Raw genomic sequence first — 15,034 nt, 5'->3', positions numbered from 1 at the left:
GGTGACCATCGGGTGGCCGCCGAAGTCGTCGCTGACACCGAAGCCGGGAAACTCCAGGATCAGGCAGCGGAACCGCTCGGCGAACGCGGGCAGGATGCCGCGAAAGTTGCGCCATCCGGTGACGCCCGGGCCGGAGCCGTGCAGGAACAGCAGCACCGGGGCGGATTCCGGGCCGGTGTCGTAGTAGCGCAAAGCGCCCTTGGGAGTGCTGATTTCACGCAGGTCATGTTGCGCAACGGTGTGTGCCACGGAAGTCACCTTGCCATGCCACGGCCGCGTGGTCCGACGGGGCTGCGCGGGCCGGGTTTAATCGTGGCTGGGCTCGCTGCAATTCAGCAGCTCTTTGAGCGCGGCGGGGAAGGCGTCGGCGACGTCCCACAGGTCGGCGACCAGGTCGGGGCAGGCGATGAGGCCGATGCCGAGCCGCCCGTTGAGCGACATCACGGTGATGTTGAGTCCGGCGCCGGCGATGATCGGGCCGAGCGGGTACATGGCGTCGAGCCGGCAGCCCAGGAAGTAGAGCTGTTCCTGCGGGCCGGGCACGTTGGACATCACCAGGTTGTGCGGCGGCTTCTCAGGCAGGGGTATGCGCGGCAGCAGCTTCATCGCGGCGCCGAACATCGTCTGTCCGGCCACCTGCGTCCAGTCCTGCAGCAGGCTGGGACCGAGGGCGGCGGCGTGCTCCTTGGCGGCGGTGTTGCCTTCGGCGATGCTGCGCAGTCGTTGCGCCGGGTCGTCGATGTGGGTTTCCAGCCGGCACAGCATCCAGGTGGTCTGGTTGCGGCCCGGCCGGTCCGATTTGCCCCGGACCGAAACCGGCACACTGGCCACCAGCGGCCTGTCGGTCAGTTCGCCCCGCTCCAGCAAGAACTGCCGCAGCGCCCCCGCGCACAGCGCGGTGACCACGTCGTTGACGGTGACGCCGAACCTGTTCTTGACCTTCTTGACGTCTTCAAGGTCCAGGCTGGCCAAGGCGACGTTGCGGCGTTTGGTGAAGCGGCCGCTGAAAGGCGTCGGCGGCCCGGCGAACGGGGCCGCCATGGTGTGTCCACCGCCGCGGGCGCGCAGCACCGTCTGGGCCAGCGTCAGCGCGGTCGTCGGCAACACCTTGGCCAGGCGCCACGGCCGCAGCCCGGCGGCGACCAGCCCGGAGGCGGCGATCAGCAGGGGATTCGCCGCGCCGACGCGGGTGGCGGGTTCCGGCGCCGGGGCGTCGGGCGCGCTGCTGCACAACTGGGCCAACAGGTTGGCCCCACCCACCCCGTCCACCACCGCGTGGTGAACCTTGAGGACGACGGCCAGCGCCTCGTTGCCGTGCAGGCCCTCGATCACCCACATCTCCCACAGCGGTCGATCGCGATCGAGTGGGAGCCCGGCGACGTGACCACAGATCTCCGCTAACTCCCGGGGCCCGCCGGGCGCCGGGACCGCAGCACGGTGCAGATGCCGCCCGAGGTCGAAATCATCGTCGTCGGTCCACACCGGATGGTCGAGGTTCAGTTGGCTGTCGGCCAGCTTGAGACGGAATTCCGGCACCGCGTCCAGCCGCGCCGACAGCGCTTCATGCAACCGGCCGAATGTGTAGCCACCCGGCATGGTCGACGGGTCCAACTCCAGCACACAGCAAACGTTCAAGGGCTGCGTCGGTGATTCCATGTACAGGAAGAACGCGTCAAAACCGCTCAGTCGTTCCATATCGGCTCGTCTCGTCGGTGCGGCTATGACCGCTGGTCACACAGCGTGCGCTCAGTCCCGGGGCCCGCCGGCGAACGCAATCAGGATCAACCGCAATGTCTAGGTGTGATTTCTATCTGTAGCCGTTGAGCGGTCCGCGGCAAACATCGTCGGCCAGACATTCAACGGAATCGCCACCGACGTTCATCTGCGGCGAGCCATGGCGGAGTCCGGGGCCACCCAGTCGGTCGACACCTTTCGATGGCTGATGAGCCAGGTGCCGCCGTCGGGCACCAAGGTGTCGCGGTAGCGGCCGGCATGGTCGAGGCCGACGTGGGTGACCACGGTGAAGTACGACGAGACGTGCGCCGTGTCGTGGCTGAGCCCGGTGAACAGCACGTTGGTGACGATGTGCCGGACGATCGGCTTGACGTCTGCTTCCCGGGTGACGGCCACACCGCGCAGAAACGCGGCGATCGCCGATCGTCCCCGCAGCGGCTCGCGGCCGCGGATTTCCAGGACGCCGTCCGCGCAGAACGTCGCGGCCAGGCCGTCCGCATCGCCGGCGTCTCCGGCCCAGTTGTAGCGGGCGATCGTGTCGCGGATCCGCTCACGCGCGGACAGTTCCCACATCTCCACCGCGGTGGCTCCGTTCTCCCGCCGGGTTGCCGGGCTTTCCCGGAGCCTAATACGCGGACGTTGCCCCGTCACCGAGGCGTCGTGGAAAGCGCTCTGCCAGTGCCGTTTTCGCGCTTGCGACGGCTACTTCACGATGTGCGGCCGGAAGGCGCGGGGGGTGGCCGGGACCACGCCGTTCAGGTCGAAGACCGCGATCAGGGCCCGCAGCAGGGCGGGGGACCAGTCCTCGAAGGGCTGGGCGTCTATCCGGTCGATGACTTCAGCGCGCAGGTATTCGATGCCGGTGGCGTGATCGCTCACGGCGTCGACGCTAAGTTCGGCGACTCGCCCTTGTACAGCGCACCGACCCGATTCAAACGTCTCTCAAGGAATTCGTCGGCCGCCGGTTGCCGCATTTTGCCACTTCCGCGACGGTTGGTAGCGGAATACAGTGGGTGGGTGACAACGGGCGAAGACGGCAGGCACCTGCGCACCTGCCCCCTCTGTGAAGCCATGTGCGGCTTGGAGATTCGGGTCGACGGCGGCAAGGTCACCGGCATCCGGGGAAACCGCGACGACGTGTGGAGCCGCGGACACATCTGCCCAAAGGGTGTCTCACTTGCGGCGCTGCACGACGACCCGGATCGCATCCGCCGGCCCATGATCAAGGTCGACGGCCAATGGCGCGAGGTCAGCTGGGACGCGGCCTTCCGCCGCTGCACCGAATTGCTGACGCCGGTGATCGAGAAATACGGGATCGGCGCGGTCACCGCCTACACGGGCAACCCGCTGGCGCACTCGTTTTCGCTGGCCCGGTACGCCGGTGTGCTGATGGGTATGTCCGGCATGCCGGTGACGTATTCGCCGGGAACGGTCGACCAATGGCCGAAGAACCTGTCCTCACACCTGATGTACGGCCTCTGGTGGAACTTCCCGGTGCCCGACATCGAACGCACCGACCTGATGGTCATCATGGGGGCCAACCCCGCCGCGTCGCAGGGGTCGCTGCTGGCCGCGCCCAACGTGATGGGCCTGATCGAGGCGATCAGCAAGCGAGGCAAGGTGATCGTGATCGACCCGGTGCGCACGCAGACGGCGGACCGCGCCGACGAATGGCTTCCCATCGTGCCCGGCACCGACGCCGCGCTGCTGCTGGCCGTGGCGCACACGCTGTTCGACGAAGACCTGATCAATCCAGGGCCGCACGTCGACGGTGTCGACACCATGCGCCGGGTGGCCGCGGAGTGGCCGCCGGAACGGGTCAGCGCGGTCACCGGCATCGACGGGCACCGCATCCGGCTTCTGGCCCGGGAGCTCGCCGGCACCGAGAGATCCGTGGTGTACGGGCGAATTGGTTTGTGCAACCAAGAGTTCGGCAGCCTGGCCAGCTGGCTGGTGGACGTGATCAACATCCTGACCGGCCACTTCGACGTGCCCGGGGGAGCGATGTTTCCGAAGCCGGCGGCGTGGTCGATCACCACGCAGCCGCTGCCCGGCCTGGAGGGCGGCCTGCCCGAATTCGGCCGCTGGCACACCCGGGTGCGCGGGGCGAAGGAAGTGCTGGGCCAGGCGCCGGTGTCCTGCATGGCCGAGGAGATCGCCACCCCGGGCGAGGGCCAGCTCAAGGCGCTGATCACCGTCGCAGGCAATCCGGTCCTGTCCACCCCGGGCGGCGACAAGCTCGACGAGGTCTTGCCGACGCTGGAAGCGATGATCTCCGTTGACCTTTGGCTCAACGAGACGACGCGGCACGCCGATGTGATACTGCCGGGCCTGTCCCCGCTGGAGCAGCCGCACCACGACGACCTGATCCTGCTTTTCGCGATCCGCAGCATCGCGAACTACTCCGCGCCGGTGTTTGATCCGGGCGACCGCCCGCACGAGTGGGAGATCCTGATCCGGCTGACCGGCCTATGCACCGGGACACCGGCCGAGGACGTCGACGTCGCGGCGATCGACGACGGCTTCTTCGACTACCTCGCCTTCACCCGGGGCCTCGACGGCGCGGAGATCCGCAAGCTGTATGACGAAGCCGGTTTGAAAGGTGGCCCCGAGCGCATGCTGGACCTCACGCTGCGCACCGGGCCGTTCGGGGACCAGTACGGCAAGAACCCGGGCGGGCTCACCCTGGACATGCTCAAGGCCAACCCGAACGGCATCGACTTCGGCCCGATGGTGCCGCAGCTGCCCGAGATCTTGGGCACCCTCGACAAGAAGATCCATCTCGCCCCGCAATACCTGCTGGATGACCTGCCGAGGCTCACGGCGCGGCTGGAGCGGCCCGCCGAGCCGCTGGTCCTGGTCAGTCGCAGGCACCTGCGCTCGAACAACACCTGGCTGCACAACGTGCCGGCGCTGATGAAGGGAAAGGACCGCTGCACGTTGCTGATTCATCCCGACGATGCTGCGCGCTGCGGTGTCGCCGACGACGATGTCGTCACCGTGAAGTCGGCGGCCGGCGAGATCAAGGTGCCCGTGGAGATCACCGACGCGATCAAACCGGGCGTGGTGTCGATGCCTCACGGATGGGGGCACGGCAAGCCGGGCACTCGCCTGTCGGTCGCCAACAGTTCACCGGGGGTCAACACGAATGTGCTTTCCCCACCGACGTTTATCGACGAGCCGTCCGGAAACGGTGCGCTCAACGGCATACCGGTCACGGTCATCGACGACCAGGCCCGGTTCCGCCCCGCGCAGACACCCTGACTCGCGTCGCGCTACGTCCCCTGCCACCCCCTCGGTTGGTTAACGGCAAGCGCCGCCGTGTGGTTCATCTCACCCCCGAGTCATTCGGATGAACCGTGCGGCGCGGCCCGTCGTCGGCATAGGCATGACCGCAACAACGCATCTCACATCGCCGCGCCGGGCCGCTCACCGCGAGCAGGGCGCACCGCACATCGCCGGGGCGGCGGTGGCCTTCACCCCGCACCGGTACAACCAGGACGAAGTCGCCCGCGAGCTCACCGAATTCACCGATCCGCGGTTCCTGCGTTTCGCCGAGACGACGGGGGTAGACCACCGCAGCCTCGCGCTGCCGCTGTCACGCTACCCACAGCTGAGCGGCTTCACCGAAGCCAACGACGCCTATCTCGAGGTCGCCGTCGATCTCGGCGAACGGGCGATACGTTCGGCGCTGGAGGAGGCCGGCATCGCGGCACACGAGGTGGACACCATCGTGATGGTCTCCAGCACCGGCGTCGCGGTGCCGACCATCGACGCGCGGCTGATGACCCGAATCGGCCTGCGGCCCAACATCAAGCGCGTTCCGCTGTTCGGCCTCGGCTGTGTGGCCGGCGCCGCCGGGATGGCGCGCGTGCACGACTACCTGCATGGCTACCCGGGGGATGTGGCCGTGCTCCTGTCGGTCGAGTTGTGCTCCCTCACGCTGCAGCGCGACGACACCTCGATCCCCGCCCTGATCGGGGTCTCCCTGTTCGGTGACGGCGCCGCCGCCGTGGTCGCCACCGGAGCCGACCGAATCCCCCCCGCCCACAACGGACGTCGTGCGCCCCGGCTCTTGGGTACGCGCAGCTGTGTGGTGCCCGAGACCGTTGACGTCATGGGGTGGAACGTGGGATCCAGCGGGTTCCAGCTGGTGATGTCGCGCGACGTGCCCAAGATGGCCGATGCCTACCTGCGGGACGAGGTCGACGGTTTCCTGGCCGACCACGGCCTGTCCCTGGCCGACGTCTCGGCGTGGGTGTGTCATCCCGGCGGCCCGAAAGTCCTCGACTCGATCGAGGAAGCGCTTGAACTCCCGCCGGAGGCGTTGGTGCACAGCCGAAACTCGATGCGGGACAACGGCAACATCTCCTCGGCGTCCGTGCTCGACGTCCTGCGCCGAACCGTCGCCCAACCGCCCGCCGAAGGGGCCTTCGGGGTGATGCTGGCGATGGGGCCGGGCTTCAGCTTCGAGCTGCTCCTGCTGCAGTGGTGAGGGACGAGGCCATGTACTACTACCTGTTCATTCTGGCCATCGGCGTCGAGCGCCTGGTGGAGCTGGCGGTCTCACAACGGAACACCAAATGGTCACTCGCGCACGGCGGCAAGGAATTCGGCCGTGACCACTACCCGGCCATGGTCAGCATGCATGCCCTGCTGCTGGTTTCATGCGTCGTGGAAACCTGGGTGTTCGCACGGCCGTTCATCGGATGGCTGGGCTGGCCGATGCTCGCTGTGGTGGCGCTGAGCACCGCGGTGCGCTGGCGCTGCGTGAGTGTGCTCGGCAGGCGCTGGAATCCACGGCTCATCGTCATCCCGGGCGCGCCGTTGGTGCGCGACGGGCTCTATCGATGGGTACGCCACCCGAATTACGCCGCCGTCACGGCGGAGGTGGCCGCGCTGCCGCTGGTGCACTCGGCGTGGCTGACGGCGATCGCGTTCAGCATCGCGAACGCACTGGTGCTCAACGTCCGGATCCGGGCGGAGAACGCCGCGTTGGGGCTGGTCTGAGGGCCCGGACGATCACGGCGCGATCGGACGATTCGTCCACTCGCGGTCGGGCCGGCGCGACGAGCGGAACCAGCCGCCCGCCGCGCCGGTTCCGCCGTCGGTCGGGATGGTGTGGCCGGTGACGAACGCCGACAAGTCCGACGCCAGAAACAGGATCACGTCGGCCTGATCCTCGGGCACCCCCATCCGGCCTACCGGAACCCATTGCGGCCACTGCGCCTGCTCTTCGGGCGACAGCCATTGCGAGTAGGGCACCTGCAGCGATTCCGTCACGTCAGGGGCGATCGCGTTGACCCGCACCCCGTGCCCGCCCACCTGCACGGCGAGGCTGCGGGTGAACTGGATGACGGCGGCCTTGAAGGCGGCATAGACCGGGTCCTCCGGGTAGCCGCGCAACCCCTCCACGGAGGAGACATTGACGATCGCGCCGGACCGCCGGGCGATCATCGCCGGCAGGAAAGCCCGGGTGACCAGGAGGACGTGGTGCAGGTTGATCCGGTAGAGCTCGTCCCAGAATTGCGCGTCGGTGTCGACGAAGTCGCCCGGATGCCGCAGCCAGTGGCCCACGTTGTTGACCAGGACGTCGGCCCGACCGTAGCGATCGAGCACCGACCGCGCCAAGTCGTCGACCGCATCCGCGTCCCGGACGTCGCTGACCACGGCCACGGCCGATCCGCCCGCGGCCGCGATGTCGTCGACCGTCGCTGCGGCTAGCGCGGCATCCACGTCGACGATCACCACGTGGGCTCCCTGCGCCGCGAACACCCTGGCGGTGGCCGCGCCGATGCCGCCGCCACCGCCGGTCACCACCGCGACCCGGCCACTCAACAGCGGGTCAGGCCGCATCTCGGGTTTCATGGCTCATATCCTGGGCCACCGGGCCAGATTCGCGAGGCCCGGGCCCCTGGAGCTCTCTGAAGAGCCCTGCATCAAGAGCCGGAAAGCTCACCTATACCCACCGGCCACCGGTGGTAAACCGTGATGTACCCAACATTCGCGACACCTTCACGCGCAGTTTTTCCCGGCCTCGCGCGGGTATCCCCTGCCCACTTAGGAGGGATTGCATGGTTAGCACCACCGATCCACATCGCGTATTGCCAAGTGGCGCAATGAAGCGGCGGGTCCACCGGCGCCACAGCCCGCAATCGGTCGCGGTCTCCTTGGCCAGCCGATTGATCGTGAAGAACACCGTGCGCGCCTGGGCCGTTACTCCCAACCTGCACTGGCCATTCGAGTACGTCGACGGGCTCGCGGGATTGGTGCCGCGCGTGGGCATCTCCGCCGAAATCGAACCGGTGCGACTGGAAAACTGTGCGGCCGAGTGGGTTTGCGCCCCCGGCGCGTCGACCGACCGGGCGATCCTCTATTTGCACGGCGGCGCCTTCCTCACCTGCGGTCTCAACACGCACCGCTCGGTGGTCACCCGCTTGTCGAAGGCGGCGGATGCGGCGGTGCTCACCGTGGGATACCGAAAGCTGCCCTCGCATCACATCACCGACGCGATCGACGACGGGATCAGCGGGCTTCGCTGGCTGCAGGATCGTGGCTTCGACGCTGACCAGGTGGTCGTCGCCGGCGACTCCGCCGGCGGATATCTCGCGTTCATGACCACGCTGTTGGCCATTCGCAACGAAGTGATGCGGCCGGCGGGAATTGCGACCATCTCACCGTTCACCGATGCCGACCCGGCGCGAAAACTGCGGCACCCCAACGCGCGGAAGTGCTCGATGTTCACGCGCGGGGCGTTGTCGATGTTCGCCCAATACCTGAGTCAGGCACAGGTTGTGGAGGGGCGCCGCGACTCCGCCGTGGCCTCGCCGGTGGACGCGGACCTGTCCGCGCTGCCGCCCGTTACCATCCACGCCAGCTCCGATGAACTGCTGCTCCCGGATGCCGAGCTGATGGCAAAGCGCTTGGAAGCCAGCGGCATTCCGTGTGATCTACACCTGTGGGACGGCCAGATCCACGATTTTCCGTTGGCGGCGGACATCCTGCCGGAGGGCAGGCGCGCCATCCGCCATATGGGGGATTTCGTCAAGGACGTCACCGCCGAGGCTCCACCGTGGCGGCGCGGCCTGCACACCACCGCGGCAGCCGGCTAACTTAACTACGAAAGTGGCAGGGCAGCAAGCCTATCCGGCCATGATCGGTAACCGCCACTGCCCGTCACCGTCCTCGACTGTGGGCGTCGCCGGCACCGTGCGCCGCCGCTCCGCCCAGTCGGACCCTGACCGCCCGAGGGGAACTCCGAGGCGGGCCCCGGCACGCCGCTTCTTCGCGGCATCGGCGACGGGAACGTCGTCGGGAAGACCGTCGTCCCCCTCAGGCAGGGACGGCGGGCCGGCCGGCGCCGGGGCGCGGGGAGTCCACCCGGTCGAGATTCCACGACCCGATTCCCGGCGCTGCCGATACAGTTGGTCGTAATGAGCCGATCAGCCCCACCTGTATTGACCGTGCGGTACGAAGGATCCGAGCGCACGTTCGCCGCAGGCAACGATGTCGCGATCGGGCGTGACCTCCGCGCCGACGTCCGCGTGGCACATCCCTTGATCTCCCGCACGCACCTCATCGTCCGATTCGACCAGGGCCGATGGATAGCCATCGACAACGGCAGCCTCAACGGGCTGTTCGTCAATCACCATCGCGTGCCCATGGTCGACATCCAGGACGGCATGCGCGTCAACATCGGCAATCCGGACGGGCCGGCGCTGACCTTCGAGGTCGGCCGCCACCAGGGCTCGGCCGGGCGACCCCCGCTGACGACGTCGATCCCGATCGTCAGCCCGGCCGCCGCGGCGAACCCCCGTGTGACCCAGTCCCAACCGTCCGGCGCGCACTGGCCCGGCCAGCCGCACCAACCGGCGTCGGCCTCGTTCCGGCAGCCCACGCATCAGCCGAGTGGGCCGCAGCCCGTCCACCCGCCCAGCGGGCCGCAGCCCGTGCATCCGCCGAGCGGATCGATGCCGAGCCACCCGTCGGCCCCGCAGCCGCGGTACCCGACCGGCGCCCACCCGGCGGCGCCGCCCAGCGGAGCGCAACACGCGCCGCAGATCTACCGCCCGCAGCCCATGAACGCGGCCCCCGCCGGGCAGCCGGCGGGATTGGAGACCGGGCGGGTCGGCGGCGACGCGTCCAACATCGCGACATCGATGATGAAGATCCTGCGGCCGGGCAAGGCTGCGGAATCGGTCCCGGGCGCGATCAAGATCGGTCGGGCCAACGACAACGACATCGTCATTCCCGAAGTGCTGGCGTCGCGCCATCACGCCACCTTGGTCCCGACGCCGCACGGCACCGAGATCCACGACAACCGCAGCATCAACGGCACCTTCGTCAACGGCGCCCGGGTCGACTCGGCGGTGCTACACGACGGCGACGTCGTCACGATCGGCAACATCGACCTCGTCTTCGCCGGCGGCACGCTGGCCCGGCGCGACGAGAGCGCGACCGCGACCCCCACGGGTGGGCTGGACGTGCGTGGCGTGACGTGGACGATCGAGAACAACAAGACGCTGCTGGACGACATCTCGTTGGGCGCGCAGCCCGGGACGCTGACGGCCGTCATCGGGCCGTCGGGGGCGGGCAAGTCGACGTTCGCCCGGCTGGTCGCGGGGTACACGCACCCGACCAGGGGCACCGTCGCGTTCGAGGGCCACAACGTACACGCCGAGTACGCCTCGCTGCGCAGCAGGATCGGCATGGTGCCCCAGGACGACGTGGTGCACGGGCAGCTGACGGTGCAGCAGGCGCTGATGTACGCCGCCGAGCTGCGGCTGCCGCCGGATACCACCAAGGACGACCGGGCCCAGGTGGTCGCCCGGGTGCTCGAGGAACTCGAGATGACCCAGCACCTGCACACCCGGGTCGACAAGCTCTCCGGCGGCCAGCGCAAGCGCGCCTCGGTCGCCCTGGAGTTGCTGACCGGGCCGTCGCTGCTGATCCTCGACGAGCCGACCTCCGGCCTGGACCCCGCGCTGGACCGCCAGGTGATGACCATGCTGCGGCAGCTGGCCGACGCCGGCCGCGTGGTGCTCGTGGTCACCCACTCGCTGACCTACCTGGACGTCTGCGATCAGGTCCTGCTGCTGGCCCCCGGCGGCAAGACCGCCTTCTGTGGGCCGCCCAGCCAGATCGGGGCGGCCATGGGGACCACGAACTGGGCCGACATTTTCAGCAGCGTCGCGGGCGATCCCGACGGGGCGAAGGCCCGCTACCTGGCCCGCACCGGCCCGCAGCCGCCGCCGCCGCCCGCGCAGCAGCCCGCCGACCTGGGCGACCCGTCGCACACCAGCCTCGTCCGGCAGTTCTCCACGATCGCGCGGCGGCAGGTCCGGCTGATCTTCTCCGACCGGGGCTACTTCGTGTTCCTGGCGGTGCTGCCGTTCATCATGGGTTCGCTGTCCATGTCGGTGCCCGGCAACGTCGGGTTCGGCATCCCCAACCCGTACGGCGCCGCGCCCAACGAACCCGGGCAGATCCTGGTGCTGCTCAACGTCGGTGCGGTGTTCATGGGAACTGCGCTGACCATCCGTGACCTGATCGGTGAACGCCCGATCTTTTTGCGCGAACAGGCGGTCGGGCTGTCCACCAGCGCCTACCTGCTGGCCAAGGTCTGCGTCTACACGGTTTTCGCGGTCATCCAGTCGGCGATCGTGACCATCATCGTGCTGATCGGCAAGGGCGGTCCGACCCAGGGTGCGGTGGCCCTCGGCCGGCCCGGTCTCGAACTGTTCGCCGACGTCGCGCTGACGTGCGTGGCGTCGGCCATGCTCGGGTTGGCGCTGTCGGCCATCGCCAAGTCGAACGAACAGATCATGCCGCTGCTGGTGGTGGCCGTGATGTCGCAGCTGGTGTTCTCCGGCGGCATGATCCCGGTGACGGGCCGGCTCGGGCTGGACCAGATGTCCTGGGCCACTCCGGCGCGCTGGGGCTTCGCGGCGTCGGCCTCCACCGCGGACCTGTCCAAATTGGTTCCCGGCCCGCTCAGCCCGAAGGACTCGCACTGGCGGCACACGCCGGCCGCGTGGTGGTTCGACATCGGCATGCTGGTGGTGATCAGCGTCTTCTACCTGAGCTTCGTCCGCTGGAAGATCCGGCTCAAGGGCGGCTGAGCGGGCAGGCGGTTGCGGCTGGCAGGAATCGCGAAACTGACGCCAGCCGGGGGCGTCGACGGGCGGCAGCACCGACGACGCCGCCCCCATCCCGGGTGATGGTGGTGTCATGCAACGAATCACCCAGCTCGAGGGCAAGGACATCGCTGTCGAAGCGGACCCCGCCGCCGGCCGCTCACGTACCGCAGCGAAGTGCGTGGTCGAGGCGATCGGCACCTTTTTCTTGGTGTTCACCTGCGGTGCCGCGGCCGGCAGCGGAAACCCGCTGGCGCCTCTGGCGATCGGTGCGGTACTGATGGTGATGGTCTACGCGGGCGGCCACATCTCCGGGGGCCACTACAACCCGGCGGTCACGCTGGCCGTGCTGGTGCGGCGGCGGATATCGGCGGCGGAGGCCGCCTGGTACTGGGCCGCGCAATTGGGCGCCGGGCTGATCGCGGCGGCGGTGGTGCACTGGGTCGTCGACCCCGCGCACGCCGGGAGGCCGGCGACGCTGGTGCTGCCGACCGACAGACTGGTCGCCGTGTTCGTCGTGGAGTTCCTGTTCACCTTCGCCCTGTGCTACGTCGTGCTCAACGTCGCCACGAGCAGCGCGCACCCCGACAACTCGTACTACGGCCTGGCCATCGGATTCACCGTGGTGGCAGGGGCTTTCGCGGTCGGCTCCGTCTCCGGTGGCGCGTTCAACCCGTCGGTCGCAGTGGGTGCCGCGCTCGATGGTCTGTTCGCGTGGCCGACGTTATGGATCTATCTGGTCGCGCAGGCCATGGCCGCCGTCGCCGCAGGACTGACGTTTGCCGGTTTGAACCCGGACGACGCGTGAGCGCGTCGGATCGCGGTCAGGCTCCCTTGCGCATGGCCTGCTCGGCGGCGGCGCGCATGCGGTCGGACAACTGCAAGAGCGCGTGCTCGCCCACACCGAGCGGGAGGGTGTATGCCAGTTGCCGCAATTCGACGGCATAGTTGCGTAAGTCTTCGCGGAGGCGTGTCTCAACGGTGGGCATGACATCTCCCTCGGGCTCCCTCGGGCAGGTCCTGGTCCGCGTCGACCAGCCGATTCACAAATTTTGGCAGCCGTGCCACCGATCTGCGAGAGCGCCGATGCGAATTAACGGGAGTTTGACAGCGTATTTACAGTCGGCGCCCACGAATCACCGGCGCCGGGCCTGACGTTGCGGCGAAATTCCGGGCGCACGATCGCCGTAGCGTTACGCTGACGCTGCTTGGTGTAAGGCTGGCAGAAAGGCACAGGCGCCCGCATGGATTTCGAACTCGACGCCGGGCAGCGCGCGTGGCTGGCCGAGGTCCGCGAGTTCCTCCACGACAACGTCACCGCGGAGCTGCGCGCCGAGCTCGCCCAGCACGACCTGGAATTCCCGGACGGAGAGGTGGCGCGGTTCCGTCGCAAGATCGGGCAGAAGGGCTGGTTCGGGCTGAACTGGCCACCCGAGTACGGCGGCCTTGCCGACAAAGAGGGCCTGGGTGCCATGCACCTGCACCTGTTGATGAGCGAATTCGAGTACTGGGGCGTGCCCGGGCCCGATCTGACGGTCACCTCGGTGGCGCCCATGATCATGCGGCACGGTACCGAACGGAACAGAGCCGAATGGCTACCCCTGATTGCCAGGGGCGAAATGATCTGCGCCGTCGGATATTCCGAGCCCGACGCGGGCACCGACCTGGCCAACCTGCGCACCAGTGCGGTCCGCGACGGCGACGAGTGGGTGATCAACGGCACCAAGATCTGGAACAGCGGCGCGCAGCGTGCCACCCACGAGTGGCTCTGCGTGCGCACCGATCCCGCGGCCGCCCGCCATCGGGGCATCTCGGTCATCGTCGTCGGAATCGACAGTCCCGGCGTGACGGTCCGCCCGCTCTACGCGTGGTCGGGCTACCGCACCAACGAGGTGCATTTTCGCGACGTGCGGGTGCCGGTCACCAACCTGGTGGGCGAAGTCAACCGCGGCTGGACCTACATCACCGGCGCGCTGGATCTGGAACGCGGTGCGCTGACCAACGCGGGCGACCTGCGGCGCGCCGTGGACGAGTTGCGGGAGCTCGCGCGGCGGCCGCGACGCGATGGCACCGTGCCGGCCGCAAGCCCGTCGCTGCGGCGCAGGCTCGCGCAGGCCGAGGCGGACGTGGCGGTCGCCACCCTGATGGGCTACGAGGCCGCGTCCATCCTCGACGGCGGAGTGATCCCCTCGGTGGAGGTCAGCGTCGAAAAGGTGTTCACCAGCGAGCTGCGCCAGCGCATCGCCGTCCTCGCGCTCGATCTGCTCGGCCCGGACGGCTTGCTGGCGCACCGCAGCCCTGCCGCGCCGCTGGCCGGCACGTTCGAGCGGCTCTACCGGGCGGCGCCCCTGATGCGATTCGGCGGCGGCACCAACGAGGTGCTCCGCGACATCATCGCCCAGCGCGGGCACAACATGCCCAGCTACGGGCGCTGACGCATGAAGGTGATACCCACCGCCGAACAGCGCGCGTTCGCGTCATCGCTGCGCGCCCTCCTGGCCGCCGAGTGCCCGGTGCCCCTGGTGCGCGCGCTGACCGAACCGGGCGCCGACCGGCGTAGCCCAGCGCTGTGGAAGGCGCTGACCGAGGCGGGTGTGCTCGGGCTGGTCATCGGCGAGGAGTACGGCGGCTCCGGCGGCACGCTGGACGACCTCGCCGTTTTCTCCATCGAGGCCGGACGCGCGCTGTGCCCGACGACGATCGCCAGCAGCATCCACGCGGCGCTGGCGATCGATCAACTCGGCTCCCCGGTGGCCAAGCGGAGCTTGCTGCCGGGCCTTGTGTCGGGCGCGATCCGCGGCACCACCGCGCTGTGGAGCCCACGCGACGCCGCCGTGGTGTCGGCCGAGCTGCGGGCCGATCCCGTTGCCGCGGGTTGGCGGCTGAGCGGCACCGCGGACTACATTGCCGACGCCGACGTCGCCGACGTCATCGTGATATCGGCTGCGGTGCAAGACGATACGTTGGTGTTCGTCGTCGACCCCGACGCCCCCGGTGTGTCCGTGGAGCCGCTCGCCATGGCGGGCGGGCACCGGGCGTTCACGGCCCGCTTCGACGACGTCATGGTCGGCGCCGACGCGCTGGTGGGCGACGCCACCGCCACGGCGTTGCGGCGCGTGGCCAACGCCGCCGTCGCCCTGGGGTCGCTCGACTTGGTGGGCGTC

The 15,034-nt window shown here is 68.8% G+C and carries 14 protein-coding genes; 8 read left to right on the top strand and 6 right to left on the bottom strand.

Annotated features, from left to right (window positions below):
* From A9X04_RS16900 to A9X04_RS30490, 4 genes are all read right to left on the bottom strand, one after another.
* A partial coding sequence (locus A9X04_RS16900; protein ID WP_304442400.1) for an alpha/beta fold hydrolase occupies nucleotides 1-249 on the bottom strand: 249 nt, incomplete at its 3' end.
* Nucleotides 250-306: 57 nt separating this feature from the next.
* Nucleotides 307-1,695 (bottom strand): wax ester/triacylglycerol synthase family O-acyltransferase, encoded by a 1,389-nt coding sequence (locus A9X04_RS16895; protein WP_067922660.1) that lies wholly within the window; start codon nucleotides 1,693-1,695, stop codon nucleotides 307-309.
* 183 nt (nucleotides 1,696-1,878) lie between these two features.
* The gene (locus tag A9X04_RS16890) at nucleotides 1,879-2,313 is read right to left on the bottom strand and encodes a nuclear transport factor 2 family protein (RefSeq protein WP_067922657.1); all 435 of its coding nucleotides are present in this window, start codon (nucleotides 2,311-2,313) and stop codon (nucleotides 1,879-1,881) included.
* Between the two features lie 123 nt (nucleotides 2,314-2,436).
* On the bottom strand, nucleotides 2,437-2,613 hold the full coding sequence (locus A9X04_RS30490; RefSeq protein ID WP_156764393.1) for a hypothetical protein: 177 nt from the start codon (nucleotides 2,611-2,613) through the stop codon (nucleotides 2,437-2,439).
* Nucleotides 2,614-2,751: 138 nt separating this feature from the next.
* Here A9X04_RS30490 and A9X04_RS16885 point away from each other — a divergent pair, with 138 nt between their 5' ends.
* The 3 genes from A9X04_RS16885 (at nucleotide 2,752) to A9X04_RS16875 (ending at nucleotide 6,744) form a co-directional block, all read left to right on the top strand.
* Nucleotides 2,752-4,998, top strand: coding sequence for a molybdopterin oxidoreductase family protein (locus A9X04_RS16885; RefSeq protein WP_082975055.1), 2,247 nt, complete (start codon nucleotides 2,752-2,754; stop codon nucleotides 4,996-4,998).
* A 124-nt stretch (nucleotides 4,999-5,122) separates the two neighbouring features.
* Nucleotides 5,123-6,229 (top strand): type III polyketide synthase, encoded by a 1,107-nt coding sequence (locus tag A9X04_RS16880; RefSeq protein WP_082975053.1) that lies wholly within the window; start codon nucleotides 5,123-5,125, stop codon nucleotides 6,227-6,229.
* Nucleotides 6,230-6,240: 11 nt separating this feature from the next.
* Complete coding sequence (locus A9X04_RS16875) at nucleotides 6,241-6,744, top strand: isoprenylcysteine carboxyl methyltransferase family protein (protein WP_067922650.1); 504 nt, start codon at nucleotides 6,241-6,243, stop codon at nucleotides 6,742-6,744.
* Between the two features lie 12 nt (nucleotides 6,745-6,756).
* On the opposite strand, the gene A9X04_RS16870 is transcribed toward A9X04_RS16875, so the two are convergent.
* Entirely contained in the window at nucleotides 6,757-7,602 is an 846-nt protein-coding gene (locus tag A9X04_RS16870; RefSeq protein ID WP_067922646.1) for an SDR family oxidoreductase, read from the bottom strand.
* A 206-nt stretch (nucleotides 7,603-7,808) separates the two neighbouring features.
* Here A9X04_RS16870 and A9X04_RS16865 point away from each other — a divergent pair, with 206 nt between their 5' ends.
* The 3 genes from A9X04_RS16865 to A9X04_RS16855 all read left to right on the top strand — a co-directional run bounded on the left by A9X04_RS16865 (nucleotide 7,809) and on the right by A9X04_RS16855 (nucleotide 12,678).
* Nucleotides 7,809-8,846, top strand: coding sequence for an alpha/beta hydrolase (locus tag A9X04_RS16865; protein ID WP_067922643.1), 1,038 nt, complete (start codon nucleotides 7,809-7,811; stop codon nucleotides 8,844-8,846).
* Nucleotides 8,847-9,167: 321 nt separating this feature from the next.
* Entirely contained in the window at nucleotides 9,168-11,855 is a 2,688-nt protein-coding gene (locus A9X04_RS16860) for an FHA domain-containing protein (RefSeq protein WP_082975051.1), read from the top strand.
* A gap of 109 nt (nucleotides 11,856-11,964) precedes the next feature.
* Nucleotides 11,965-12,678, top strand: a complete 714-nt coding sequence (locus A9X04_RS16855; RefSeq protein ID WP_082975049.1) for an MIP/aquaporin family protein — start codon at nucleotides 11,965-11,967, stop codon at nucleotides 12,676-12,678.
* 16 nt (nucleotides 12,679-12,694) lie between these two features.
* Here the strand turns inward: A9X04_RS16855 and A9X04_RS30965 are convergent, their stop codons facing one another.
* Nucleotides 12,695-12,859: a hypothetical protein gene (locus tag A9X04_RS30965; RefSeq protein ID WP_197509197.1), complete on the bottom strand. Its 165-nt coding sequence runs from the start codon at nucleotides 12,857-12,859 to the stop codon at nucleotides 12,695-12,697.
* A gap of 255 nt (nucleotides 12,860-13,114) precedes the next feature.
* Between A9X04_RS30965 and A9X04_RS16850 the strand changes: the two genes are divergently transcribed.
* On the top strand, nucleotides 13,115-14,305 hold the full coding sequence (locus A9X04_RS16850) for an acyl-CoA dehydrogenase family protein (RefSeq protein ID WP_067922637.1): 1,191 nt from the start codon (nucleotides 13,115-13,117) through the stop codon (nucleotides 14,303-14,305).
* A 3-nt stretch (nucleotides 14,306-14,308) separates the two neighbouring features.
* A partial coding sequence (locus tag A9X04_RS16845) for an acyl-CoA dehydrogenase family protein (RefSeq protein ID WP_067922634.1) occupies nucleotides 14,309-15,034 on the top strand: 726 nt, incomplete at its 3' end.

Origin of the sequence: Mycobacterium sp. E3247, assembly GCF_001667785.1 — a bacterium.
GTDB lineage: Bacteria > Actinomycetota > Actinomycetes > Mycobacteriales > Mycobacteriaceae > Mycobacterium.
Note: the sequence above shows the minus strand (reverse complement) of the source record. Positions and strands in the feature narration are given on the sequence as shown.

Bases quoted from the DNA above. Each gene is read 5' to 3' on its own strand.
- A9X04_RS16895 (WP_067922660.1), bottom strand. From the start codon at position 1,695: ATGGAACGACTGAGCGGTTTTGACGCGTTCTTCCTGTACATGGAATCA.
- A9X04_RS30965 (WP_197509197.1), bottom strand. From the start codon at position 12,859: ATGCCCACCGTTGAGACACGCCTCCGCGAAGACTTACGCAACTATGCC.
- A9X04_RS16865 (WP_067922643.1), top strand. From the start codon at position 7,809: ATGGTTAGCACCACCGATCCACATCGCGTATTGCCAAGTGGCGCAATG.
- A9X04_RS16850 (WP_067922637.1), top strand. From the start codon at position 13,115: ATGGATTTCGAACTCGACGCCGGGCAGCGCGCGTGGCTGGCCGAGGTC.
- A9X04_RS16875 (WP_067922650.1), top strand. From the start codon at position 6,241: ATGTACTACTACCTGTTCATTCTGGCCATCGGCGTCGAGCGCCTGGTG.
- A9X04_RS16860 (WP_082975051.1), top strand. From the start codon at position 9,168: ATGAGCCGATCAGCCCCACCTGTATTGACCGTGCGGTACGAAGGATCC.
- A9X04_RS16870 (WP_067922646.1), bottom strand. From the start codon at position 7,602: ATGAAACCCGAGATGCGGCCTGACCCGCTGTTGAGTGGCCGGGTCGCG.
- A9X04_RS16880 (WP_082975053.1), top strand. From the start codon at position 5,123: ATGACCGCAACAACGCATCTCACATCGCCGCGCCGGGCCGCTCACCGC.
- A9X04_RS16855 (WP_082975049.1), top strand. From the start codon at position 11,965: ATGCAACGAATCACCCAGCTCGAGGGCAAGGACATCGCTGTCGAAGCG.